This window comes from Micromonospora sp. NPDC049301, from assembly GCF_040678715.1.
Classification (GTDB): Bacteria; Actinomycetota; Actinomycetes; order Mycobacteriales; family Micromonosporaceae; genus Micromonospora.
Window position 1 is genome coordinate 347,824 of the sequence record NZ_JBFAQO010000003.1, and the last position, 25,263, is coordinate 373,086.

At 69.8% G+C, this 25,263-nt stretch carries 20 protein-coding genes; 6 read left to right on the forward strand and 14 right to left on the reverse strand.

Annotated features, from left to right (window positions below; translation table 11 throughout):
• Positions 1 to 97: 97 nt before the first annotated feature.
• Positions 98 to 1,327 (reverse strand): MFS transporter, encoded by a 1,230-nt coding sequence (locus tag AB0K07_RS11505; RefSeq protein ID WP_363753540.1) that lies wholly within the window; start codon positions 1,325 to 1,327, stop codon positions 98 to 100.
• Between the two features lie 244 nt (positions 1,328 to 1,571).
• On the reverse strand, positions 1,572 to 1,838 hold the full coding sequence (locus AB0K07_RS11510) for a hypothetical protein (RefSeq protein WP_363754307.1): 267 nt from the start codon (positions 1,836 to 1,838) through the stop codon (positions 1,572 to 1,574).
• A 300-nt stretch (positions 1,839 to 2,138) separates the two neighbouring features.
• Between AB0K07_RS11510 and AB0K07_RS11515 the strand changes: the two genes are divergently transcribed.
• Positions 2,139 to 3,842, forward strand: coding sequence for a hypothetical protein (locus AB0K07_RS11515; RefSeq protein ID WP_363753543.1), 1,704 nt, complete (start codon positions 2,139 to 2,141; stop codon positions 3,840 to 3,842).
• Between the two features lie 3 nt (positions 3,843 to 3,845).
• On the opposite strand, the gene AB0K07_RS11520 is transcribed toward AB0K07_RS11515, so the two are convergent.
• The 6 genes from AB0K07_RS11520 to AB0K07_RS11545 all read right to left on the reverse strand — a co-directional run bounded on the left by AB0K07_RS11520 (position 3,846) and on the right by AB0K07_RS11545 (position 9,693).
• Positions 3,846 to 5,000 carry a serine hydrolase domain-containing protein gene (locus AB0K07_RS11520; RefSeq protein ID WP_363753546.1) on the reverse strand — a complete coding sequence of 385 codons (1,155 nt, stop codon included), beginning with the start codon at positions 4,998 to 5,000 and terminating at the stop codon, positions 3,846 to 3,848.
• 249 nt (positions 5,001 to 5,249) lie between these two features.
• The gene (locus AB0K07_RS11525; RefSeq protein WP_363753549.1) at positions 5,250 to 5,900 is read right to left on the reverse strand and encodes a response regulator transcription factor; all 651 of its coding nucleotides are present in this window, start codon (positions 5,898 to 5,900) and stop codon (positions 5,250 to 5,252) included.
• The gene (locus AB0K07_RS11530) at positions 5,897 to 7,324 is read right to left on the reverse strand and encodes a sensor domain-containing protein (protein ID WP_363753552.1); all 1,428 of its coding nucleotides are present in this window, start codon (positions 7,322 to 7,324) and stop codon (positions 5,897 to 5,899) included. The genes AB0K07_RS11525 and AB0K07_RS11530 overlap by 4 nt, the downstream gene beginning before the upstream one ends.
• 31 nt (positions 7,325 to 7,355) lie before the next feature.
• Complete coding sequence (locus AB0K07_RS11535) at positions 7,356 to 8,156, reverse strand: ABC transporter permease subunit (protein ID WP_363753555.1); 801 nt, start codon at positions 8,154 to 8,156, stop codon at positions 7,356 to 7,358.
• Entirely contained in the window at positions 8,153 to 8,890 is a 738-nt protein-coding gene (locus AB0K07_RS11540; RefSeq protein ID WP_363753557.1) for an ATP-binding cassette domain-containing protein, read from the reverse strand. Before AB0K07_RS11540 ends, AB0K07_RS11535 begins: the two co-directional genes overlap by 4 nt.
• Before the next feature lie 158 nt (positions 8,891 to 9,048).
• On the reverse strand, positions 9,049 to 9,693 hold the full coding sequence (locus tag AB0K07_RS11545) for an alpha/beta hydrolase (RefSeq protein WP_363753560.1): 645 nt from the start codon (positions 9,691 to 9,693) through the stop codon (positions 9,049 to 9,051).
• A gap of 185 nt (positions 9,694 to 9,878) precedes the next feature.
• Between AB0K07_RS11545 and AB0K07_RS11550 the strand changes: the two genes are divergently transcribed.
• Both AB0K07_RS11550 and AB0K07_RS11555 read left to right on the forward strand, forming a co-directional pair.
• Positions 9,879 to 11,318 (forward strand): APC family permease, encoded by a 1,440-nt coding sequence (locus AB0K07_RS11550; RefSeq protein ID WP_363753562.1) that lies wholly within the window; start codon positions 9,879 to 9,881, stop codon positions 11,316 to 11,318.
• 2 nt (positions 11,319 to 11,320) lie between these two features.
• Positions 11,321 to 12,331, forward strand: coding sequence for an acetamidase/formamidase family protein (locus AB0K07_RS11555; protein ID WP_363754310.1), 1,011 nt, complete (start codon positions 11,321 to 11,323; stop codon positions 12,329 to 12,331).
• A 117-nt stretch (positions 12,332 to 12,448) separates the two neighbouring features.
• On the opposite strand, the gene AB0K07_RS11560 is transcribed toward AB0K07_RS11555, so the two are convergent.
• From AB0K07_RS11560 to AB0K07_RS11570, 3 genes are read right to left on the reverse strand one after another with little or no spacing between them, the layout of a single operon-like run.
• Entirely contained in the window at positions 12,449 to 13,006 is a 558-nt protein-coding gene (locus AB0K07_RS11560) for a hypothetical protein (protein WP_363753564.1), read from the reverse strand.
• A complete protein-coding gene (locus AB0K07_RS11565) occupies positions 13,003 to 13,845 on the reverse strand; it encodes an ABC transporter permease (RefSeq protein ID WP_363753566.1) in 843 nt (280 codons plus the stop codon). Before AB0K07_RS11565 ends, AB0K07_RS11560 begins: the two co-directional genes overlap by 4 nt.
• A complete protein-coding gene (locus AB0K07_RS11570) occupies positions 13,842 to 14,813 on the reverse strand; it encodes an ABC transporter ATP-binding protein (RefSeq protein ID WP_363753568.1) in 972 nt (323 codons plus the stop codon). Before AB0K07_RS11570 ends, AB0K07_RS11565 begins: the two co-directional genes overlap by 4 nt.
• A gap of 178 nt (positions 14,814 to 14,991) precedes the next feature.
• Here AB0K07_RS11570 and AB0K07_RS11575 point away from each other — a divergent pair, with 178 nt between their 5' ends.
• From AB0K07_RS11575 to AB0K07_RS11585, 3 genes are all read left to right on the forward strand, one after another.
• Positions 14,992 to 15,669 (forward strand): response regulator transcription factor, encoded by a 678-nt coding sequence (locus AB0K07_RS11575; protein WP_363753571.1) that lies wholly within the window; start codon positions 14,992 to 14,994, stop codon positions 15,667 to 15,669.
• A 247-nt stretch (positions 15,670 to 15,916) separates the two neighbouring features.
• Positions 15,917 to 17,032: a HAMP domain-containing sensor histidine kinase gene (locus AB0K07_RS11580; protein ID WP_363753573.1), complete on the forward strand. Its 1,116-nt coding sequence runs from the start codon at positions 15,917 to 15,919 to the stop codon at positions 17,030 to 17,032.
• A 362-nt stretch (positions 17,033 to 17,394) separates the two neighbouring features.
• Positions 17,395 to 18,150, forward strand: coding sequence for an AfsR/SARP family transcriptional regulator (locus tag AB0K07_RS11585; RefSeq protein WP_363753575.1), 756 nt, complete (start codon positions 17,395 to 17,397; stop codon positions 18,148 to 18,150).
• A 73-nt stretch (positions 18,151 to 18,223) separates the two neighbouring features.
• Here the strand turns inward: AB0K07_RS11585 and AB0K07_RS11590 are convergent, their stop codons facing one another.
• The 3 genes from AB0K07_RS11590 to AB0K07_RS11600 all read right to left on the reverse strand — a co-directional run bounded on the left by AB0K07_RS11590 (position 18,224) and on the right by AB0K07_RS11600 (position 25,151).
• Positions 18,224 to 21,415, reverse strand: coding sequence for an efflux RND transporter permease subunit (locus tag AB0K07_RS11590; protein ID WP_363753577.1), 3,192 nt, complete (start codon positions 21,413 to 21,415; stop codon positions 18,224 to 18,226).
• Between the two features lie 36 nt (positions 21,416 to 21,451).
• Positions 21,452 to 21,910 carry a hypothetical protein gene (locus tag AB0K07_RS11595; RefSeq protein WP_363753579.1) on the reverse strand — a complete coding sequence of 153 codons (459 nt, stop codon included), beginning with the start codon at positions 21,908 to 21,910 and terminating at the stop codon, positions 21,452 to 21,454.
• 64 nt (positions 21,911 to 21,974) lie between these two features.
• Complete coding sequence (locus AB0K07_RS11600) at positions 21,975 to 25,151, reverse strand: efflux RND transporter permease subunit (protein WP_363753584.1); 3,177 nt, start codon at positions 25,149 to 25,151, stop codon at positions 21,975 to 21,977.
• Positions 25,152 to 25,263 lie beyond the last annotated feature (112 nt).

The window sequence follows — 25,263 nt, forward strand, 5'->3', positions numbered from 1 at the left end:
TCTGCCTCCGCCCGGCATCCCGATCTGCCGCTGTCAGGTCCGGGTCCGGAACGGGGCAAGGGTGGCGCGGATCAGGTCGCCCGCCGGGGTGAATACGTCAGGTGGGTGTGACCTGCCGCGTAGCCGCGGGGCTGGTGGGGGAACGGGCGGCCGTCGGGGCTGGCCCGGCGGCGCGGCTCCGCCGCGCGTCCACGGCGAGCAGCGTGAGAGCGACCAGCGTCAGCAGCCCGCCGACGAGTGCCAGCGGGCGTGCCCCCGAGGTGGGCAGGAGGGCACCGCCGAGCAGCGATCCGCCGGCAATGCCGGCGTTGAAGGCGGTGCTGACGCCCGCCGACGCGATGTCGGTGCTGCCCGGAGCCAGTTGCAGCATCCGGCTCTGCACGGCGGAGCCGAACGCCGCGTAGGCGAGGCCGACCCCGGCGAGGAGTGCGACCGCGCCGGGCCGGAGCGCGCCGAGCGCGTACAGGCCGAACAGCGAGGCCGTGCCGATGCTCAGCGGCGTCAGCAGGGAAGCGATCGGCCGGGTGTCCAGAGTCCGGGCCGCGGCCAGGGTGCCGACGACGCCGGCCGCGCCGGAGACGAACAGCAGCGGCGCCAGCACCGCATCGGCGAAGCCGCTCACGTCGAGCAGGAACGGTGTGACGTAGGTCTGCAGGGTCATGAAGCCGCCGATGCCGAGCGCCGTCGCGATCAGCAACAGGACGAAACGCCGCCCGTCCGGTGCGGTGCCCCGGGCGGCGCCGCCAGCGGCCGGGGGATAGGAGGGAAGGAGGACGAGCACCGCGGCGGCGATCACCACACCCACCCCGGCCAGCACCGCGAACGCCGCGCGCCAACCGGCCTGCTGCCCGAGCCAGGTGCCGAGGGGTACGCCGAGCACCGGGGCGAGCGTCGCCCCGGTCGCGAACAGCGCAACCACCCGGCCGCGCACCGCGACCGGGAAGGGCCCGGTCACGGTGGCCGTGGCGATGGACCAGAACAGCGCCTGGGCGAGGGCGGTTGCGAGGCGGGAGCCGGCCAGCACGGCGTACGTCGGTGCGAGCGCGGCGGTGGCGTTCGCGGCGGCGAACAGGAGCATCGTGACGCCGAGCAGTTGACGCCGGGGTATCCGCTGGGTCAGCCGGGCCAGCGGCACGGACGCCAGCACGACCACGACGGCGTACCCGCTGACCAGCAGACCCACCTGCGAGTGGGACCGGTCGAGATCGGGTGCGATGTGGGTCAGCAGGCCGACGGGCAGCAACTCGGTCGTGATGAACGCGAACGCGGCGAGGGAGAGCGCGACGAGCACGGCCCTGGCCCTTCGCGGCGACACCTCCGGCGCCATGGCCCACCCCCCTTTCCAAGGTCACCGTAATCGAGGGGCCCGACCGCCGCTCACCGGCCCATCACCGCCTCAGCGGCGTGTTACAGCTCCGATGGCTCGCGGCATGACGCCCATCGGTGGCCCATGGACCACTTGCCAGGGCCGGGCGTCAGGATGAACGTGCTGAGCCAGAACGATGTGCACGCGCGCCGGCGGCTGAACGGGCTGCTGCGGAAAAACTGAGTGACTAGCTGGGACGAGGAGGTCACGCGACGAAGGTGCCATCCGAATTCATGATCTCGTTTCGCACCAGCGGGACACATGTGGACCAGCCGCCGTCGTCCACAGCTACCGACATGCGGACACGCCCATCGCCGTCATCAAGGGCGTAGCTGACCACGCTGTACCGCTGGCCGTCTTCGCCAACGATCTGGCGCATCTCTTTGTGGTCGAGGAGAGCGCGCCACGCGGCATAGCCGAGGCGTCGCCACTCCGTCAGCCGTGCCTCGGCGAGCCGAATGGCGATCCCCATGTCCAGGCCCACCCACTCAGCCTCTCACCCGACGACCGGGCCGTGGCGCGCCGTGCCCGATCCGGACGGGCATCGGTCGGGTCCGAGGGATAACCACGACGAGCAGACGCACCCGAGTGACTCTGCCCGCTCAGCGCGGCATCTGCGAACTCCAATTCGCCCGGAACCTTGTAGCATGCGGCGGACGACGGCCGACAGCCGGAGCGCGGCTCCGGTACGACCCGACGGGCGGCACCGCCGGGTTGGGCGGCCGCGGCGCCGGTCAGGCCGGGGCCGGGGTGAGAGAGGAACCTGCTCGGCGTGTTCCAGGAACCGGACCAGATTCGGATGACCGGCGGAAGGTCAATTGGCGGGGCGTCAGGCGCCGGGCCGCCGGAGGTGTGGGACGCGGAGCTGGACAAGGCGGTGCGGCACGTGGCCGTGCTGCGCACCGGGTTCTACGTTGTCGTGCTGCTGATCGCGCTCGGTGGCCAGGTGTCCGGGGCGATGGAAGTGCTCGGCATGCCGTGGTACGTCGCCCTTCCCGCGGTTGGGGCGCTGGAGCTGGGCGGCGTCGTGGTGCTCGCGAACGCTGACGTGCGCCGTCGACTGGGCGAAGGGGCGATGCTGTCCCGGGTGTTGTCGGCCGGAATCGCCGCCGCCGCGGTCGCCTTCAACTGGCTGGCGCACAGTAACCACCTCGAAGGCGGTTTCTACGCGGGCATGTCGCTGCTCGGTTATCTGGTGTGGTTGATGAGCAGCGAGAATCAGCGCCGGGACCGGCTGCGCGCCAGGCAGCAGCTGCCGCCCACGACGCCGGGGTACGAACCGGTCGGGCACTGGTTGCGACACCCGTGGCTGACCCGCCGCGCCCGCTCGTTGGCCAAGGCCGACCCCAACCTCGGGCTGTACGGTTCGCTCGACGCGGCCCGCGCGCAGATTCGCGCCGAGCGGCGGCAGGCGGCGCTCAGAAAGGTGTTGCGCCGCAAGATCAGCCGAGCACTCGACGCCACCACCGCGGACATCGCCCTGGCGGTGTACGACCTCGACGAGATCGCCCTGCGGCTGGCCGAGCAGGCGGACTACGACGGGCTCACCGCGCTGATCGCCGCCGATCTGGCACCCGCGCGTGTGCTGGCCGGGAACCTGCCGGCCAGCGGCCGCCGCCGGCGGTGGCGTCGGGCCGGCCACCCCGACCCTGTCGCACTGGCCTCGGCCGCGCGGCTGCTCGCCGACGCGCCGGAGCGGCTGGTCGCCCACGCCACCGAGCCGGTCACGGACGCGGTCCCCGTAGCCCCTGCGGCGGACGGGGACTCCGGCGGTTCAGTGCGGCCAGAGTCGGCCGGAGACTCCGCACAGCAGGCGGGAGACGGTGCCGAGCGCCCGGAATCGGAGCGGTCCCGGGCGGTGACGCCGGACCGTGCCGGCCGGCAGGTGGAGCGGTCCGAAGGCACGGGCCAGCCGACCTCGACCACAGATCAGTCCGACCCGCCTCGCGCCTCCGAGTGGGCGGCGCTGCACGCGGAACTCGCCCCGCTCCTGCCGGCAGCCCCAGCGCGCCGGACGCCGCGCAGCACGGCGGGCCGCTCGGCGATCAGCCGGGCGGAATCGCCGTCGACCACGGACGTGTCAGGCGCCGTCGCGGAGCCGGCCGACGCGCCGCCGGCAACGACCCGCCGTGCGGCACCGATGCCGCGAACCGCGACGGGACGGGCAGGTGTCGCCCGAGTCGCCGACCCGGCGGGCGAGCCGGGGCCGACTGCGGACGTCACGCGAGAGCTACCCCTGGTGGTCGGGCGGGACCTGCCGGATCTCGTCAACACCGCGGCGAGCCGCACCACACCACCGGTCGCGGCGCCCGACGCGGCGGAGCAGGCCACCGAGCAAAGATCAGCGTCGCGAGCGCGGCAGGCCCCGGTGAGACGACGGGGACCCGCGACCGAGCTCGGAGACCGTCCGGCGTCGGTCGAGCACCCGGTCGCCCGAGGCAGGTCGGCCAGGACGGAAAGATCCTCCACCGCCTGACCGTCAGCCGCAGATCAGGTCGTCGAGCAGTGCCATCTCCCGTTGGATGACCGCCGTTGCCCGGTCCGGGTCGGCCAGCTCGGTGGCCAGGTACAAGACCGTCGAGCGGTGCCCGTCCGGGGTGACGGCGGCGAGGGTGCTCATTCCGGGCATGGAGCCGACGTGCGCCCAGGAGCCGCCGCACCGGTTGGGTATCCACATGATGCCCAGCCCGTAGCGGATGCTGGGCCGGATTCCCTGGAACCCGTCGGCCAGCACGGTTCGGTGCAGCTCGGCCATCTGTCCGGGCCGTAACAGCTGGCCGCGCGCCATCGCCTGCCAGAAGCGGGCCAGGTCGGTGCTGGTGCTGACCAGGCCGCCGGCCGAGGCCGTCACGGTCGGATTGAAGACGGTCGTGTCGACCAGCGGCCCGCTCGGCTCGAACTGCCGGTACCCCTCGGCGTGGGGCTGGGGCAGAGTCGGCCGGTCGCCGGGGTAGAACGTACGGGTCAGGCGCAGCGGCAGCAGGATCCGCGTGCGTACCTCGGTGTGCCACAGGTGTCCGGTGACCCGTTTGATGAGCATCCCGGCCACGAGGTAGTTGGTGTTCGAGTAGCTCCAGTGCGTGCCGGCGGCGAACAGCGGCGGGTGGCGCATCGCGATCGCCACCAGTTGCGCCTCGGTGTAGTGGTCGAAGCGGTGCGCCAGGAACTCGTCGGCCGACTTCAGCGCGGCGAGGTCGTTCGTGGCGTCGTAGAGGCCGCTGGTGTGCTGCAGGACCTGGCGTACGGTGACGTGCCGGCCGTCGTTGCCGTTGCCGTCGACGACACCGGGCAGCCAGCGGTCGATTGGGTCGTCCAGCCCGATCCGGCCCTCGCCGACGAGTTGGAGCAGCACTACCGACACAAAAGTCTTCGTGGTGCTGCCGATCCGGAAGTACCCGTCGACCGGCATCGGCGTGCCGTTGTCCAGGTCGGCCACGCCGCTGCGGGCCACGGTCACCCGGTTCCCGTCGCGGACCAGGCCCTGCGTCCCGGATACGCCGAGGTCGCGCAGATCGTCGAGGCCGTGCTGGAGCACCGCGGCCGTGGACCGGTGATCCGGGGCCGGCGGCGCGGCCGACCCGGCCCCACCGCCGACCGCGGTGACCAGCACCGCGCCAGCCGTCGCGGCCGCCACGGCCCTCCGCCACCGGACCGTTTTGTGGACTGCGGAATGTGCGCTCACATCGAGGCTCCTTTCAGGGGAAAGTGACTGGCCCAAAGCGTACGAATAACTTCGATGTCGGCACCAACCGGAAAACCCGAAACCCGACGTGGGGGCTAGCCCCCACTGCCCGACAGGAACACCGCGATACATCCAGGTGTGGGTCGGAGGTCGTGGCTTTTCGGCCGTCGTCCTCTGTGGACGTAGCAGGCCGGTGCGGTCTTACGAGCTCAGGTAGCGCAGGACCGCGAGGACGCGGCGGTTGTCGGCCTCGTCCTGGGGGAGCCCTAGCTTGTCGAAAATGCTCGCGACGTGCTTCTCCACGGTCCCGCCGGTCACCACGAGCGCGCTGGCGATCCCGGCGTTTGAACGCCCCTCTGCCATCAGCGCGAGCACGTGGCGCTCCCGCGCGGTGAGCGCCGCCACGCCGTCGGCGCGGCGGCTGACGCGCAGCAGTTGGCCGACGACCTCGGGGTCGAGCGCCGTGCCGCCCGTGGCGACCCGCTCCAGCGCGTCGACGAACTCGGCGACGTCGGCCACCCGCTCCTTCAGCAGGTAGCCGGCGCCTGCCGCGTTACCTTCCAGCAGGCGGGACGTGTACCTGGTCTCGATGTACTGCGACAGCACCAGCACCGCGGTGCGGGGATGCTGGCTACGGATCTCGAGCGCGGCGCGCAGCCCCTCGTCGGTGTGCGTCGGCGGCATCCGGATGTCGGCCACCACGACGTCGGGCTGATGCTTGGCCACCGCGGCCAGCAGTGCGCCGCCATCGCCCACGGCGGCGCACACCCGGTGGCCGTGGTCCTCGATCAGCCGGGTGAGCCCCGCCCGGAACAGGGCCGCGTCCTCGGCGATCACCACCCGCGCGTTCATGCGCGCAACGGGAGCTCGACGGTGGTCTTCGTTGGGCCGCCGGGCGGGCTCGCGATCGTGAGCCGGCCGTCCACGACGGCGACCCGTTGCGCGAGCCCGGACAGGCCGCTGCCCCGGGCCGGGTCGGCACCGCCCGTGCCGTCATCGGCGACGCTGAGCAGCAGCACGTCCCGGTGTCCGGCCGCCCGGATGGCGATCTTGTTCGCGAAGCTGTGCTTGGCCGCGTTGGTCAGCAGCTCGGCGGCGCAGAAGTACGCGATGGTCTCGATCGCGGGGGTGGGCCGCACCGGGATGCTGACCTCCAGCTCGACCGGGATCGCGCTGTCGGCGGCCAGCGAGGCGAGGGCGTCCGCCAGCCCGTTGTCGAGCACCGGCGGGTGGATCCCGCGGGCCAGGCTGCGCAGCTCGCCGAGCGCGTCCTTGGCGCCCCGGAGCGCGGCGTCGACCAGCTCGCGGACGGCCGCGGCGTCCGGAACCTCGCCGCCGTCGCCGAGCTTCTCCCGGGCCATGCCGAGGTTCATGGCCAGCGTGGCCAGCCGGATCTGCGCGCCGTCGTGCAGGTTCCGCTCGAGCCGCCGCAGCAGCGCGGCGGAGTCGTCCACGGCCAGCGCCCGGCTCAGCTCCAGGTCCTGGACCCGCTGCACCAGCCGCCCGGGCCCCAGCAGGCCGCGGATCAGCCAGGCGTCGACGGAGGTGACGGCCCTGGTCACCCACGGGGCGGCCAGCAGCATCGCCGCTCCCGCTGCGGCGGCGGCGAACGTGCCGGGGAAGGTCGCGACGCGGAACGTGCCGTCGCCGAACCACCCGAACGGCGTGAACACCGGCAACGGGCTCAGCCGGACTCCCGGCGGGTGGTTGCGGAACGCCCCCCACAGGAGCGGGTAACTCAGGTTGACCAGCCCGCCGATCCAGAGGGACACGGCGTACAACTCGATCAGGCCGACGGGCAGCTTGGCCAGCTGGTAGACCACGACCCGCCAGCCCGCCCCGTCCCGCGGACCCGGGCCGGGCCAGGCCCGACCGCCGGGGCGACGCCGCACCGACGGTGGCGCCGCGACTCGCAACCCGAGCAGTCGAGCCGCGAGCACGCGCTGCAGCGAGCCGAGCCTCCGGGCCGCCGTCGTCGACACCAGCAGTACGAGCAGCAGCCCCACGCAGACACCGGCGATGGCCATGTCGGCCGGGGACGGGTTACCCCGTCCACCGCCGGCCACCAACCAGATCATGTCCACAATGAGAACGAAGAGCACCAGCGGGTTGACCACGGCGAACGGCAGCCCGGCCAGGCAGAACAACAGCTCGCGGCCCGCACGCCGGGTGGATGGCGCCACCACCGCCCTGCGGGCGACAGCCCATGGGCTCCTGGCCCGCGTCTGGCTGCCCGGTGGCGGGTCCGTGGTCGGCGTGATCACCGGAAGGCCCATGCCGCCATCCTCCTCCCTCCCCGCCTTGTGCCTACGCGTCCCGCTTGGCCAGCAGCCAACCGCCGACTCCCAGTGCGATCGCGGCGTACAGGGACAGCACGCCGAGCCCGGCCCACGCGGACAGGAAGTCCGGGCAGGACGCCCCGTCGGTGCCGCAGGTCACCGGCTTGGTCGTGCTCAGCGAATTGGCCAGGATCAGGATCGGCATGTACACCGCCGCGCTGTGCGCGATGAAGCCGATGACCTGCACGACCACGTACACGCCGGCCACCAGCACCCCGATCGCAGCGGCGCTGTGCCGGATGATCGCGCCCAGGCCCAGGCCGAGCAGCCCGATCAGGCAGAAGGCCGCCCCGGTCAGCACGACCGCCCGTAGCACGCCGGGCTGGCCCAGCGTGGGTGCCGCGATGTCGTGGCGCAGCGTGGCTGCTGCGGCGAGGAACGCGATGAGGGACGCGGCCTCCCCGACGATCAGGGTCACGGCCCCGAACACCGCTGCCTTCGCCGCCAGGATCAGGGGGCGCCGCGGGACGGCAGCCAGCGTGGCCCGGATCGTTCCCGAGGAGTATTCGCTCGTCATGGTCAGTACGCCGAGCACACCCCCCAGCAGCAGGCCGGGGACCACACCGGCCAGCGCGTTGTTGGTCAGGTCCGCGGAGGCGTCCCGGCTGTTCAGGCCCACAGCGACCCCGATCCCGACGGTTCCGGCGACCGTGACGGCCAGGGTCCACCAGGTGGAGCGCAGGCTGCGCAGCTTGATCCATTCCATCCGGACCGCCTGCGCCAGCCCGTAACGGCCGCTTGGCACGCGCGTCCCTGCGGTCGTGGTCATGACGTTGCCTCCTTCATCGCGTTACCCGGGTACTCGACCGCTCCGCTGGTGAGCCGGAAGAACGCTTCCTCCAGCGACGTCGACCCGGCCGACAGTTCGGCGACGGTCGTGTCCGCGAGAAGCCGCCCCCGGCCGATCACCACCAGCCGCTCGGCGGTCAGCGCCATCTCACTGATCAGGTGGCTGGACACGAACACCGTGCGGCCCTGCGCGGCCAGCGCCTTCAGCAGGTCGCGGATCCAGCGGACCCCCTCGGGATCCAGCCCGTTCACCGGCTCATCCAGCAGCAGCACAGCCGGATCACCCAGCAGCGCCGCGGCGACCCCGAGCCGCTGCCCCATCCCGAGGGAGAACGTCCCGGCCCGCCGCCCGGCCGCGCTGGTCAGGCCGACCATGTCGAGCACCTCGTCGACCCTGGCCCGCGGAATCGCGTTGCTGGCGGCCAACGCGGCCAGGTGACTGCGGGCGTTACGGCCCGGATGGAACGCCCTGGCCTCGAGCAGCGCGCCGACCTCGCGCAGCGGCCAGCGCAGCTGGCGGTAGCGTCGGCCGCCGACCCGGACCTGGCCAGCATCGGGCCGGTCCAGCCCAAGGATCAGCCGCATGGTGGTGGACTTGCCCGACCCGTTGGGGCCGAGGAAGCCGGTGACGCTGCCCGGCCGCACGTCGAAGCTGAGTGCGTCGACCGCGACTCTCGGTCCGTATCGCCTGGTGAGATTCCGGGCCTCGATCACCCGAACTCCTTCCGTCGTTGGAGGCTACGGAAGATCACGCTAGGCACGCGGCCGCCCGGACGGGACCCGGCTGACGGCCGTCTTCCGCTGGGGGATTTCCCCCAGCCAGGCCCGAGCGCAGCCAGTCGGACGGCCCGGCGCTGCGGGCTCAGCCGCCGTCAGCGCAGCAGGTACGAGGTCAGCCGGTCGGCGAGTTGCTTCGGGTGACTGAGCGGCACCGAGTGAGAACCGTCGATCTCATCCGGGGTGGCGCCGAGCCGGTCGGCGGCCACCCGGCGTTGGAAGTCCGCCGGGAAGAACCGGTCCTCGCGGGCGATGAGCACCGTCGTCGGCACGTCCGGCCAGGCGTCCAGAGGCCACGGCTCGTTCCCTTCCGCACTGACCTGGTCCCGGCCATGCGCCGCTGCCTCCGCAACGATCTCGGCCGGCACACCGTTGTAGAACTGCTGCTCCTCGCTGAGCCCTTCCACGCCGCGGTAACCGGTGTTGCCCCACCAGTCCCCGGGCCTTTCACCGGGCTTCGGGACCATCGGAGTCAGCAGGACGATCAGCCGCACCGGCAGCCTGTCGGCGATCAGCGGCGCGGTGAACGCACCATACGAATGTCCGACGACCACAAGGTCGCTCCGGTCGCCGATCGCGTCGACGACCGTTTCGCGGAACTCGGCGAACCCCGCCGATCTGTCCTCGATCGGCAGCTCCGGAACCACGACGTCGTGGCCGCGGTCGGCCAGCTCGGGGACCAGGAGATGCCAGTCCCAAGCGCTGCCCCCGCCGCCGTGGATCAGAACGAAAGTCGCCATGACCGCAAGCCTCACAGCTGGGTACGACAGCCAGCCACACGGGCCGCTTCGCCGCATCGCCAAACAGTCAAGCCTGACTTTTTCCGAGTCGTGGCTTCGCGATGTTCTCAATCCAGACGCATAGATCTAGCTGTTCGTCGATGGCTGGACTAACGTGCGGCCTCACCAGATCAAGGAGGCGCGCCGTGACTCAACCTCCCGACCCATCCGAGACAATCGCCCAGGTCGAACGGTTCGGCTACCGACAGGAACTGAGCCGGACCCTCAGCTTCACCGACCTGCTCATCTACGGGCTGATCTTCATGGTGCCGATCGCCCCCTTCGGCATCTTCGGCAGCGTGTACGCCGGCTCCGGCGGCATGGTCGCGCTGGCCTACATCATCGGCATGGTGGCGATGATGTTCACCGCCCTGTCGTACGCGCAGATGGTCCGCGCGTTCCCCATGGCCGGCTCCGTCTACAGCTACACCGGTCGCGGCATCGCACCGCCAGTCGGCTTCCTCGCCGGCTGGGTGATCCTGCTCGACTATGTCCTCGTGCCCGGTCTGCTCTACCTGGTGGCCAGCGTGGCCATGCACTCCCTCGTGCCCGGGGTGCCGGTGTGGGCGTGGCTGGCGGCCTTCGTCGTGCTCAACACCGTCGTCAACTACTTCGGCATCCGGATGACCGCCCGCGTCAACCGGGTGATGCTCGTCGCCGAATTGGTCATCCTCGCGATCTTCCTGGTCGTCGGCGTGGTCGCGCTGGCGCAGGGCAAGGGCGAGGGCGTCTCGCTCGGGCCGCTGTTCAACGCGGACACCTTCTCTTGGCCGCTGGTCTTCGGCGCGGTGTCGATCGCCGTACTCTCCTTCCTCGGCTTCGACGGGATCTCCATGCTGGCCGAGGAGAGCCGCGAGGAGGCCCGGCAGATCGGCCGGGCGATGGTCGCGGCGCTGCTGCTGGCCGGCGTCCTGTTCGTCGTGCAGACGTGGGTCGCGGCCCTGCTGGTGCCGGACGCGGCCGGCCTCCTCGACAACGGCGACCCCGAGGGAACCGCGTTCTACGACGCGGCCCGGGTGGCCGGCGGGGGTTGGCTGGCCGGGCTGACGGCCCTGGCCACCGCGATCGCCTGGGGCTTCGCCAACTCCCTGGTCGCCCAGGCCGCGACCTCCCGCCTGCTGTACGCGATGGCCCGCGACCGGCAGATGCCGCGCTTCCTGGCCCGGATCAACCCGAAACACAAGGTGCCGGCCAACGCCACCCTGCTGGTCGCCGCGATCTCCCTAGCGCTCGGCCTCTACATGGCCAGCCGGGACGACGGCATCTCACTGCTGTCCACACTGGTCAACTTCGGTGCCATGACGGCGTTCCTGGCGCTGCACGTCTCCGTGGTGACCCACTACGTCGTGCGTAACGGCAGCCGGGACTGGTTGCGGCATCTGGTGGTGCCGGTGATCGGATTCCTGATCCTTCTGTACGTCGTGATCAACGCCAAGGTCGCCGCCCAGGTGCTCGGCTTCGTCTGGCTGGGCGTCGGGCTGCTGGTCCTGCTGGCCTTCTACCTGACGGGCCGGCGTCCCGAGCTGGCCGCGCTCGTCGACGTCGCCCACGACAACACCGATGAGCCGGTGAAGGAGCCGCAGTGAACATGGACGTCGTGAAGTACCGGCCGGAGCCGGACGAACTCGCCTACACCTTCGGCGGGCGCGAGGCGGTGCTCCGGGTACGTCCGGGCACCATCCTCGAGCTCTACACCGAGGACTGCTTCGGCGGTCGGGTCCGGAGCACCGACGACCTGCCGTCGCAGGTCTGCCAGTTCCCGTACCTCAACCCCGTGACGGGGCCGATCCACATCGAGGGCGCCGAGCCCGGGGACACCCTCGCCGTGCACTTCATCTCCATCGAGCCGGCCCGGGACTGGGCCGTGTCCACCACCTTTCCGCATTTCGGCGCGCTCACCGGCACCCACACCACGGCGACCCTGCAACCCCCACTGGACGAGGTGGTCTGGCGGTACGACGTCGACGTCGCCGCGGGCACGGCGACGTACCGGGCACGCCGGAACGACTACACCGTGGCGCTGCCGCTGGATCCGATGCACGGCACCGCGGGGGTGGCGCCGGGTGCGTTCGAGGCGCGGATGACGATCACCCCGGACGCGCACGGCGGCAACATGGACACCCCGGAGCTGCGGGCCGGAGTCACCGCGTACTTCGGCGTGAACGTGTCGGGAGCGCTCTTCGCCCTCGGCGACGGGCACTGCCGGCAGGGTCATGGCGAGGTCTGCGGCACCGGCATCGAGGCGGCCATGAACACCACGGTCGTGGTGGACGTCGTCAAGGGGGTGGGCAGCCCGTGGCCGCGGCTCGAGTCGGACGACTCGCTGATGTCCACTGGCTCGGCCCGCCCGCTGGAGGACGCCTACCGGATCAGTCAGCACGACCTGGTCACCTGGACCGCCGAGCTGGTCGGGCTGGACCAGCTCGACGCGTACCAACTGGTCAGCCAGGCCGGTGAGGCTCCGGTCGGCAACGTGTGCGACACGAACTACACGATGGTGGCGAAGGTGGACAAGCGCTACCTGGGCGGGGTCGGCGGGTACGACGCGATGCACGCCCGGCTGCGTGAGGCGGCCCGCCACTATCTGACCCACCGCTGACCGGGCAGGGCCGGCCGGGTCGCCCCGGCCGGTCCGCCGAACGGTATATGTGCTCGATCATTCGATGGGGCCGACCGCGCTACTGTCAGGCGCGTATCTGGCGGTAGTGTCCCCGGGTCAACTCATACGCCGAATGCGGTATCTGGCAGCTGCGGCCACCAGAGCGAGCACGACCGGAACGACGATGGCAACCGGCAGCGAGCCCGCTGCGGTCAGGGTCCGCTTTCCGGCCACCGTCACGTGTAGCGGCTGGCTCACCACCAGCGGGCCCGTACCCGCAGTGGAGTCGCCGCCGGGCATGAGCACGACGTAGACGTCGAAACTGCCGGTGTTGACGGCCTGGAACTGCCAGGACAGTGACGTGCTGCTGCCCGGCGCCACCGGCGGAACTTCCCGGGTCACGTCCGCCGACCAGTCCTCGAGGTCGACGTAGACGCCGTCCAGGCTCGCGACGTTGAGGTGGGCCACCAGCCGGTCCGTCGGCGCGTCAGCCGAATTGAGCACGCGGGACTCGATCGTCAACCGCTCACCAACGACCGTGTTGACTCGGCTCTGCTCCAAAACGACCTCGACGACGCCCGGCAGTGGCGGCGGAGCGGCCGCCGCCGAAGCGGTCAGGCCGACGGGAGCCGTCAGCGCCAACAACAGCCCGGCGAGGGCCAGCCCGGTCTTCATGTTCCGCTCACCCCTCCATGCAGCCTGACGATCCGGGTGCCGGCGGCAACCAGGATGCCGCCGGCCAGTACCGCGGTGAGTAGCGGAGAGATCAGGTAGGACAGGTCCCGCGTCCAGCTGTGCCCGTTGACGAGCACAGCCGTCAGGTAGTGCAGCGCCGCGCCGACCGGATTGAGTCGGACGAGAAGATCACCGAACCAGCCCTTCGGCGCGCCGCCGGGCAACTGGGTCGGTGCGAAGAGCGCCAACAGCAGGAACAGGCTCACCGCGAGGCTGACTTTGTTGGAACTCGACACGGCGCTGATCAGCAGACCGAGCGCGGCGAGCGCGACCGCCAGCAGCGTGCCGACGAGCAGGCCCAGCAGCAGCGCCTGCCCGACGATGGACACTCCGCGCCCGAGCACCCACAGATACGGCACGCTCACAACGAACGCCGCGAGCCAGAGCGACAAGGCTGCGGCCATCTTCCCCAGCACGATCGCCCGGCGGGAGACGGGTGCGAGCAGCAGGCTCTCCAACGTGCCCCGTTCCCGCTCCCCGCTGATCGCGTCGGCGCTGACCACCAGCGTGACGAGGACGCCGACCGCCACCGCAACCTGCAGGGTGAGGTTCACCGCCTCCCGCTGCTCGAGGAAGTTGAGCACCTGACTGGTACCGGCAAGGTAGGTCATGACGCTCAGGACGACGCTGAACGCGAAGACCAACACCGGGCCGCGCCCGCTCACCCACAGATCACGGCACTCTTGTTCGGCGACGACCCGCCAACCCGGGCCATCGCCGTTAACCCCGCCCGCGCCGGGTTCGACGTTGCGGACCCGCCTCGGCAGACCCGTCGTCATCGGACACCCTCCGCGGTCATAGCTAAAAACGCGTCGCTGAGCCGCGCGCCTTCGACCTCAAAGGACAGAACCGGCACGTCGGCGCTCAGCACCGCCCACAGCGGTCCATTCATGCCCGGATCCGGGCCGGCCTGCGTGACGACCGACCGGTCGTCCACGGAAAACTTGAGGACGTCGGGACGGTCATCGGCCGGCTCCATCGCCAGGCCGGCAACCGCCGCGAGGGCGTCCCGGGCCCGACCGACCAACTCGATCGGTACGCGCATCTGCGCGTACCGCTGGGTGGGGACAGCGCGGGTGACCTCGGCGAAGGTGCCGGAGACGAGGACCTTTCCCTTGTGAAGGATCAGCACGCTCGTGCAGATCTCCTCGACGTCCGGAAGGGTGTGGGTGCTGAGGATGACCGTCGATCCCCTGACCACCGCGATCTCGCGGACGATCGCCAGCATCTGACGTTGCCCGGCGGGGTCGAGCCCGAGCGTCGGCTCGTCGAGGAACACGACAGCGGGATCGTTGACCAGCGCCCGTGCGATACCCAGCCGCTGCCGCATGCCGCGGCTGTACGTGGAGATCCGCGACGCGCCACGCTCGGCCAGGCCCACCTCCGCCAGTAGCCGCTCGGCGACCCGCGCGGCGTCCGGACGGGCGTTGCCGAACAGCCGCGCGTGGTAGCGCAGGTACTCCTCGCCCGTCTGGTGTCCGGGGTAGCCGCTGCTCTCCGGCAGCACGCCGATCCGCCGTCGAATCTCGGCCGGCCGGGTGTAGGAAACACCGGCCACCGAGAATTCCCCACTCGTTGGCGCGAGCACCGTGGTGAGTAGTCGGATGGTGGTCGTCTTGCCCGACCCGTTCGGACCGAGCAGCCCCACGACCTCGCCTTGTCGAGCCGTGAAGCTCAACCCGTCCACCGCCGTACGGTCCCCGAACCGCTTGGTGAGCCGCACCGCCTCGAGCTGCACGCTGGACATGAGCGTCCCCCTCTCTCGCCGTGTGCGAGGTGGCGGCGCGCCACCCGCGGTCCGTCGACCAGGACATCGAGGCGACTGTATGGCGGGTTGGCTGAAGACCGGCTGAACGCGGACGGAGCCGCAGGTCTGCGTCGGCGGCTTCAGCGGGCAGTAAGCCGGCGAGTGGCACACTGGGGGAGTGCGCATCCTCGTGGTCGAGGACGACAAGCACCTCGCCCGGTCAATCAAGCGTGGACTGGAGGCCGAGGGGTTCGCTGCTGAGGTCGCACTCGACGGCATCGACGGCCTCTGGCGGGCCACGGACGGCGACTTCGACGTCATCGTTCTCGACATCATGCTGCCCGGCAAGAACGGCTTCCAGGTGTGCGCCGAGTTGCGTGACGCCGGCAACTGGACCCCGATTCTCATGCTCACGGCCAAGGACGGCGAGCTCGACGAGGCGGAAGCTCTCGATACCGGCGCCGATGACTACCTGTCCAAGCCGTTCTCCTATGTCGTCCTGGTCGCCAGAATTCGGGCGCTGCTGCGCCGAGGCTCGCGGGAGCGCCCGGCCACGCTGAATGTCGGCGACCTGCGGCTCGACCCCGCCGCCCACAGGGTCTGGCGGGGGGAAACGGAGGTCTCACTCACTCCGCGCCAGTTCGCCCTGCTCGAGTTCCTCATGCGGCGCTCGGGCGAAGTGCTTTCCAAAGGCACCATCCTCGACCACGTCTGGGACTTCGCGTTCGACGGCGACCCCAACATCGTCGAGGTCTACGTCCGGCATCTGCGCAGGAAGATCGACGAGCCGTTCGGTCGATCCGCGATCCAGACCGTCCGTCTCGTCGGCTACCGGCTGGACCCCGATGGCGGCTGAAGACCCCCGGCCTCGGGCACGCCTCACGACGGTGCGCGCCCGCACCACCGTGGCCGCCACCATCGTCGTCGGTGTCGCCCTCGTGGTCACCGCCGTGGGCCTGGTGGTGTTTCTCCGTCGTTCCCTGGTCGAACGCGTCGACGACATGGCGAGGGTACGTGCGCACGACGTCGCCACCCTGGCCCGCCAGGGCACACTCCCCACGGAGCTGGCCGTCGAGAGTGACGACGGGAGCATCGCCCAGGTCGTGGACGGCGCCGGCCGCGTGGTGGCCGCCACCGCCGGACTGCCGCGTGATCAGTCTCTCGCCCGGTTCGGCTCTCCCGGGGCGGGGTCCGAGGTGCGCTCAGTGGACGGTCTTCCGTTCGGCGAGGCCGGCAGCTACCGGGTCATCGCGCTGTCCACGGCTACGCCCGAGGGACCGGTCACCGTCTACGTTGCGGCAAGTCTCTCCCCGGTCGATGACGTCGTCGACGTCCTCCAGGGCGCTCTTGCCACCGGTGCTCCGCTGCTGCTGGCACTCGTCGCCGTCACGACCTGGACGGTCGCGGGTCGCACCCTGCGGCCGGTGGACGCTATCCGGGCCGAGGTCGCCGACATCTCCGAACGATCCCTCGACCGGCGCGTGTCCGTGCCGGCCACGGGCGACGAGATCAGTCGGCTGGCGGGCACGATGAACATGATGCTCGACCGGTTGAATGCCGCCGCCGAGCGTCAACGTCGCTTCGTGGCGGACGCCTCGCACGAGTTGCAGACCCCGCTCGCCGCGGCGCGCACCGACCTGGAGGTCGCGCTCGCGCACCCCGACAGCACCAATTGGAACGACACGGCAGCCGACCTGCTCGCGGCGAATCGCCGGATGGAGCGCCTGGTCCGGGACTTGCTTTTCCTCGCCCGGGTGGACGCCGGCGCCCCTCGCGCGGCGACCCGTCCGGTGGACCTTGACGACATCGTCCTGTCCGAAGCGGCCCGGATCCGTGGTGGCGGCCACCTGCGGGTCGACACCGGCGCGGTCTCGGCGGCTGCCGTCGACGGCCGTCGCGACGACCTGACCAGGGCCGTACGCAACCTGTTCGACAACGCCGAGCACTACGCCTCGTCCTCGGTCAGCATCGCGCTCGGCAGCGACGACCGCCGGGTGACGTTGATCGTCCACGACGACGGGCCGGGGATTGCGTGCGCGGACCGGAAGCGCGTCTTCGAGCGATTCACGCGCCTCGACGATGACCGGAGCCGGCGCACGGGCGGCACCGGTCTCGGTCTGGCCATCGCGAAAGAGATCATCGACGCACACGGAGGGTCGATAGACGTCGAGGACGCACCTCGGGGTGCCCGGTTCGTCATCTGCCTACCTGCGCGCTGACCGAGACCTCGCTCGGGAAGATCCGACGACTCCTCACTAAATTGCGAGGCTGTGCGGAGCCCCTACAGGCATTTGCGGAAATCCCCAGCGATCCGGCGAGCCTCTTGACCAGCCAATCAGCCGAGTTGCAACATAGTATTACAAAGTAGAATTAAACTTGACGGTCCTGCGTAGATCGTATTACAGCCGAGTTTACACACGTTCAGGCGTTGACTCCGCTAACCAGATGCGGCTAGTGCCGGCGGAATACGGGAAGTGGCAATCGGCCGATCAACCTGATCATCACGAGCGTCCATGGCGCTGTTCCGTGACCCTGCGCAGCGAGGCGGAGGAGGTTTGACGCAGCAGGGGGGTGTGGGGTTGTGGAGTTCCGGCTTCTGGGGGCAGTGGAGGCATGGGCGGGGGATCGGCAAGTCGATGTCGGGCCACGCCAACAGCGGCTTGTGCTGGCGATCCTCGCGTTGAACGTGAATCAGTTTGTGCCGCTCGACCGCCTCGTGGATCTGACATGGCCTGAATCGCCGCCACCGACCGCACGTCATGCCATCCACGTCCGCGTCTCGCAACTGCGCACCGTCCTGGCCATGGCCGGTGCGGACCGTGAAGGCGTGAAGATCACCACGCGCGGCCCGACGTATCTTCTGCGGGCCGACCCGATGAGCGTGGACGCCCACCGCTTTCGCGCCCTCCTTGCCGGGGCTCGTCTTGAGACGGACGACCTGGAGAAGACGGCGATGTTGCGGCGCGCGCTCGACCTGTGGCACGGACCTCCGCTGGCCGACGTGGCGACCCCGCGAGTCGAAGACCTGTGCCGGGGACTGGAGGAGGCGAGGTTGACGGCTGTGGAGGAGTGGCTGGACGCGCAGTTGCGGCTCGGCCGGCACGAGGCCGTACTGGACGAACTCGCCGAGTACGCCGGGCAGTATCCGTACCGCCAACGATTGCTCGCGCAGCTCATGCTGGCCCTGTACCGCGCCGGCCGCGCCGCCGACGCGCTCGTCACCTACCGGTTGACGCGGAGTCGGCTGGTCGACGAGCTCGGACTGGACACATCGCCGCAGCTGCAGCAGCTGGAGAGGGCGATCCTTCGCGGCGATCCTGCACTTGACCTGCCGTGACCGCAGCGGCCCGGCGGACCCGTCGGCAACCACGGCGATTCGTCGTAGCTGGGCCGAAAGTCCGCCGGGCCGGTCAGGCATCAGACCTTCCGGGCCGCAGGGCCGTGGGCCATACCCGCCCCGCAAGCGGCCGGCGCGTGGACGAATCCTTGGGTCGGCCGAAACGCAGATAGAGCGACGGGAGGACAAACAGGTTCAGCAGAGTCGAGGTGAACAGGCCACCCAGAATCACCACCGCCATCGGGTGTTCTATCTCGTGGCCGGGCAGGCTGCCCTCGATGGCCAGGGGAACCAGGGCGAGCCCGGTCGCCAACGACGTCATGAGGATCGGCGAGAATCGCTCCTTCGCACCAAGGAGGACGAGGTTTCGACCGAAGCTTTCCCCTTCCTCCCGCTCGAGATGCTGGAAATGGTTGATCATGAGAATACCGTTGCGCGCGGCGATGCCCAGCACGGTGAAGAATCCCACGAGCGAGCCGAGAGAGAGGATGCCGCCACCGACGTATGCCGCGAGGACCCCGCCCACCAGGGCCATGGGCAGCGTGAGGAGGACGAGGAACGCCAGCCGCCAGCTGTTGAAGGCTGTCGTCAGCAGGAAGAGAATCCCGATCACCGCGACGCCGGCGAAGAGCCGCAGCCGGTCCTGGGCGCTCGTCGCCTCCTTGTACTCACCGAGCAGTTGTGGGTGGTAGCCGGGCGGGAAGTCCACCGTCGCCAGGCGACGCTCAACCTCGGCCGCGACGTCACTCAGGGCCTTACCTGCGGCCACATTGGCACCCACATTGATGTACCGCGAGCCGTTCTCCCGCAGGACCTGGTTGGGCGTGGGCACCATCTTGACCTCGGCAAGCTCACCCACGGGGACCTTGCGCCCGTCCGCCGCGTCCATCAGGAGGTTACGGACGCTCTCGATGCTGTACCGGGCACTCGGCACGCTCCACACGTGCACCTCGGTGTTCTTGCCGTTTCGCCAGATATCGCCAGCCTCCTCGCTAGCGATGAACGTGGCCGCCGTTCGGCGTACGTCGCCGGGCTTGATCCCGTACCGGGCCGCCTTGGCCAGGTCGACCTGGACGTCGACCTGCGGAACGGTGGTCTGCAGCGTCACGTGTTCGTCGATGATGCCGTCGATCCCGGCGACGAGGTCCTTGACCTCGTTGGCCTTGTCGCGGAGCACGTCGAGGTCGTCGCCGACGATGCGAACGATGATGGCGTCGCTGGAGCCGGTGAGCACCTCCTTCGTGCGCTCCTTCAGATAGGTCTGCACATCGCGCTGCAGGCCGGGATAGCCGTCGACCACCTTCTGCACGGCGTCATGAGTCTTGTCGTAGTCGACCTTCGGGTCGATGCTGATCCAGTTCTCGGTGAAGTTCATGCCGACGACCTCGTCGGCCAACGTGCCCTGCCCGATGTGGGCGCCGAAGTTCCGGACCCCGGGGATCGCCCGCAGTTCCCTGCTGACCTGTTCGGTGATGCGGACACTCTCCTCGCGTGAGGTACCGGGCTGGGTCACCCAGTGCATCAGGAAGTCCCGCTCCTTGAACGCGGGGAACAGGTTCTGCCCCAGCATCGGTACCACCATGACGCCGCCCGCCAGGACGAGCACGACGGTCGCGTAGGCGACGGCGGGACGCGGGATGATGCGTGCCAGCCACGCGGTGTAGCCGCGCTGGAGCCAGCGCACCAGCGGTGACTCCCGCCGCTCGATCGGTGACCGTGCCAGCAGCATCAGGGCGAGCGCCGGGATCACCGTCAGGGCCACCAGCAGCGAGGCCAGGATGGCCAACCCGTAGGCGAACGCCATCGGCCGGAAGAACGAGCCGGTGAGCCCGGTGAGCAGGAAGATCGGGACCGTGCTGACCAGGATGATCATCGTGGCCTGGACGATGGGACCACGGACCTCCACCGACGCGTCGAGGACGATGGCGGCGGTCGACTTCGTGCTGCCCGCCCGTCGATGTTGCCGGATGCGGCGGACGATGTTCTCAACGTCGATGATGGCGTCGTCGACGAGCACGCCGAGGGCGATCACGAGCCCGGCCAGGATCATGGTATTTATCGTGGCCCCGGTCCAGTGCAGGACGAGTCCCGCCGCGACGAGGGAGAGCGGGATCGAAATGGCGCTGATCAGCGCGACCCGCCACTCGAAGAGGAAGAGCACCAGGATCAGGACCACCAGAATGAATCCGATGACCATCGCACGACCGAGATTCTCGACCGAGGTCTCGATGAAGGTCGCCGGCCGGAAGATCTCGGTATCGACGTCGAGGCCCTGCATGCCCGGCGCCATCTCCTTCAGTGCGGCCTCGACCCCGCGGGTCACCTCGAGGGTGTTGCCCCAGGGCAGCTTCTCGACGATGAGCATGAGGCCGGGGCCGTCGTTGATGACCGCGTCCCCGGTGAGCAGGGACGGCGGCATGATGTCGTCGGTGATGTAGGCGACGTCCTTCAGGTAGACCGGCTTGGCGCCCTTCGGCACCTCGATGGGGATCTCGGCCAGCTGCTGCCCGGTCAGCGCGGGCAGTTGGTGCTGCACCTGGAGCCGCTGGTTGGCGGTGTCGACCCACCCGCCAGTGCCGATCTCGAACCCGCCGTTGAACTTCAGCTGACCCACGTCGACCGCGTCTCCGGCGGCCTCCATGACCTGGGCCAGCGTGACGTTGTGCTGCTTCATGAGCTCGGGATCGACGAGGGCCTGCTTGACGTGCCACCGATCGCCCCAGATCGCCACGTTCGCCACCCCGGGCACCCGCATCAGGCGGGGCCGAACCGTCCAATAGGCCTGCAGCGCCATCTCGACGTGAGCCGCATCCGACTTGTCCGCCTGGGATATTCCGATCTTCATCACCCGACTGGTTGACGACAGCGGTTGGATCATGAAGGGGGAGTTGGCCCAGCGCGGCAGTCTGGGAGTGATGGCGGTGAGGCGCTCCTGAATCAGCAGACGGGCCGCCATCAGGTCGGTCCCCGGCTTGAAGATCACGAGAATCGAGGAGAGCTGGGAGACCGACTTGGAGCGCATCACGTCCAGGCCCTCGATCCCGGTGAGCCCCTGCTCCAGCGGGACGGAGACAAGCTCCTCGACGTCCTGTGCGGACAGGCCGATGCAGATCGTCTGAATCTCCACCCGGGGCGGCGCGAACTCAGGGAACGCGTCGACGGGCATGTCGCGGATCTGCAGGACGCCGAAGAACATCAGCATGGAGGCCCCGACAACCACGAGGAACCGGAGCTTCAGACTGGTTCCAATGATCCAACGCATCATGGTGGGGGGTCCCTACCCTCGTAGCGACTGGATGGACTACTTGCCGACCCCGAGCTCGGCGCCCCAGAGTTCGATCACGCCTGTCGTCACGATCGAGGTCCCCGCCGGCGGCGCCTGCGCAAGGAACGCGTCGGTCCCGCGCGCCCCGCCCACGCTCGCCACCACGACCTTCTCCCGGACGTAGGTCAACGGCTGTGGAACGGTATAGACCCAGGCCAGGCCTGTCGGGTCGTAGAGCACTGCCGAGTACGGCACCACGGTCGCCGGCGGGCCCGGCGAGGGGGTCGGCCCGACCGGCGGCGCGGTCTGCGCGGCGCCGATCGTGACCGTCGCGATGCCCACCCGTCGCGCCGCCTGCTCGGTCAGCGTCACCTTCTTGACGTCCTTGCCCGGCATCGCCTCGACACTGGCCGGGCTCTCCTTGTGGCCACCCGAGGTGTCCGAGGCGGGCGTCGTGCAGGCCGCCAAGCCCAGCGTTATCAGGATCGCTGCCATCCACCGACCACGGTGTCGCATGTGGTCGCCTCCTCGTCTGTGCATGGGACTTGCCTTCTTCCGATCAGGCCGGAGCCGGGCTTGAAGGGGTTTTCTTGCCCGCCGCACCGGGTGCTGGCCTGGGCGCGGGTATCGATCCGGCCCGAGGCTCCGACCCGGTCACCGATGGCGACCGGACGGCGAACCGCAGATACAGCACGGGCAGGACGAGCAGGTTCAGTAGCGCGGTCGTGACCAGGCCACCAAGGATGATCAGGGCGAGCGGGCTCACGATCTCGAGGCCGGAGACGCTGCCGTAGATCACCATGGGAAGCAGAGCCAGCCCCGCCGCCAGGATGCCCGTCACGGCCGGGATGAACTGTTGCCGTGACCCGAGCTCGACCAGCTCGGCACCGGGCTTGTGGCCTTCCTCTTCCAGCCGCCGGTACCGCACGATCTGCAGCGTGCCGCCCCGAACGGCCATGGCCAGCACGGTGAGCAGCCCCAGCAGCGCGACCACCGAGACGGCCGACCGGTCGATGGCCGCCAGTAGCAGTCCGCCCGCCAGGGCCGTCGGCAGGAGCAGGAAGTACAGCGACGCCACCCGCCAGCTACCGAGGCCGGCCTGTAGCAGGAAGAAGATCAGGATCACGGCGCCGATCACGAAGGTCCAGACGTGGAAGTCGGAACTCGCCTGTGCCTGGGCCTCTCCGAGCACCTCCAGGTGGTGCTCGCGGGGGAAGGTCACCTGCGCGAGCCGGTCCTTGACCTCACTCGTGACGGCACCCAGACCACGTCCGCGCACGTTCGCGACGACGTCCATGCTGCGGGAGACCTGGTCGTGTGTGATGACCTCCGGCTTCGCCACGATCCTCACGTCGGCAACATCCGCCAGGCGCACCTGGGTCGGGCTGCCGCCCGGGCCTCCGACCGGCGCGTCGATCAGAAGGTTCTGGATGGTGGACATGTTCTGGCGCACCGCGGGGACGCCCCACACGACGACCTCGAACACCTTCTGGTCGTCGAAGAGATTGCCCGCGACCGTGGACGAGACGAGGGTCGCGGCCGCCCGGCGCACGTCGCCCGGCTTGAGGCCGTACTGCGCGGCCTTGGCGACGGAGACCTCGATCTCCACCGTGGGCGCGACCTCTGCGGTCCGTACCCGTGGCTCGGTGACGCCGTCGATGCCGGCGATGATGCCGAGGACCTCCTGGGCCTTCTCGTTGAGAACCGCATAGTCGTTGCCGTAGATGCGCACGATGAGGTCGTCCGTGGCACCGCGGGTCACCACCTCCCGGATCCGCTTGTCCGAGTAGGTGATCACGTCGCTCTGCACCCCGGGATAGCCATCCACGACCCGCTGCACGGCGGCCAGGGTTCGGCCGTAGTCGGCGGTCCCGTCGACGCTGAGCCACACCTCGCCCGAGTTCATGTTGACGACCTGGTCCGACGCCAGTGCCCGCCCGGTGTGGGCGCCGACGTTGCGTACTCCCTGGACGGCCCGCAGCTCGGCACTGAGCGCACCCGTGATCCGGTTCATCTCCGGCCGGGAGGTGCCGGGGGGCGCCTCCCAGGTGATCAGCAGGTCCCGCTCCTGAAGCGTCGGGGACAGCGGCCGCGAACCGAGGAGCGGCAGAGCGGCCAGTCCCACCACCATGAGTAGGCCGACCAGGGCATAGGACCATACGGGCCGGCGGAGCAGCCGAGGCAGCAGCGCGCCGTACGCCCGATCCAACGCTCGGGCGAGCGGCGACTGGCCGTGCTGCAGCGACGACCGGGAGAGTAGGAGCGTGGCCAGCACGGGGGCCAGCGTCAGCGCGACCACCAGGGAGACCGCCGTGGCGGCCAGGAAGCCCTGGGCGACCGGGGTGAGGAACGCCCCACGCACTCCGTCGAGGATGAAGAGGGGCACCACCGAGACCGCGGCGATCAGGGCTGCGACGAAGAGCGGGCCGCGCATCTCGAGGATGGCCGTACGGATGGTGTCGGAAACCGACTCGTTGGACGCCTCCTCGCGGTGCTGCCGCAGCCGTCGCCGGATGTTGTCGACGCAGACGACGGCGTCGTCCACGACGATGGCGAGGGCCATCACCAGCCCTGCCAGGGACATCATGTTGAGGGTCACGCCGAACCAGGACAGGACGAGCACCGTCAGCGCCACGGAGGACGCGATGGTCAGCACGCTGACCAGCGCGGTGCGCCAGTTGAACAGGAAGGCGCCGAGCACCAGCAACAGGAGGAGGGCGCCGAGGATCAGCGTCGTGGTGAGGTGGTCGACCATCTTTTCGATGAAGGTGGCCGGTCGGTACACTGTCGTGTCGATCTCGACGCTCGGCATGGCGGGTCGCAGCTCGTCGAGTGCGGCCTCCACGTCCCGGGTCACGTCCGCCACGTTGGCGCCCGGGAATCGCTCCACCACGAGCATGAGGCTCGGGGTGTCCTTGACGACCGCGTCACCGATGAGCAGCTGGTGGTCCTCGACGATCTGGGTGACATCACCCAGCAGCACTCCGCGGTCCTCGGCGCCCTGAACGGTGACCTTGCCGAGATCCGCCGCAGTCTTGATCGGCTGGTTGTGCTGGATTTCGATCCGCTGGTTGGCGGTGTCGATGAAACCGCCCAGCCCGGGCGTAGACGCCTCCACAAAGGTGAGCGGTGAGACCCACAGCGCATTCGCCGACGTGCGCAGGACCTGGTCCAGCGTGACGCCGCTCTGCATCAGCTTGGAGGGATCGACCTGCACCTGTAGTTGCCGGTCGCGGAACCCCCAGATGGCCACGTTGGCCACGCCGGGGACGCTCAGCAGGCGGGGCACGATCGTCCAGCGCGACAGCAGCGACATGTCGATCAGTGAGCGATCCTGGGACGACAAACCGATCATCATGAGCCGACCGGTCGACGAGAGGGGCTGCACCACCAGCGGCGGCCTCGACGAGGCGGCCGGCAGCATGGCGACCATGGTCAGGCGCTCCTGCACGACCTGCCTGGCCCGGATAGGGTCCGTTCCGGGCTCGAACGTCATCTCCATCGACGACAATCCCGGTAGCGTGCGGGATTCGAGCTTGGCCAGCCACGGGATCCCGTTGAAGAACTCGTTCTCCATCGGGTTGGTGATCAGATTCTCCACCTCCTCGGCGGAGAGCCCAAGGGCCTCGACCTGCACGTCCACCCGCACCGGCCCGAACTCCGGCAGGGCCTCGACCGACGTGTTACGAAGCTGAACGAAGCCGACGGCCATCAGGGCCACGGCGATGGCGAGCACCAGCCGTTGATATTTGACGCTTGACCCGACGATCCACCGCATCATGGCCCGAGACCTCTCAGTTGGAGTTCACCGGTCTGCCGACCAGGGCCCAGATTGAGGCCGTCCGCTC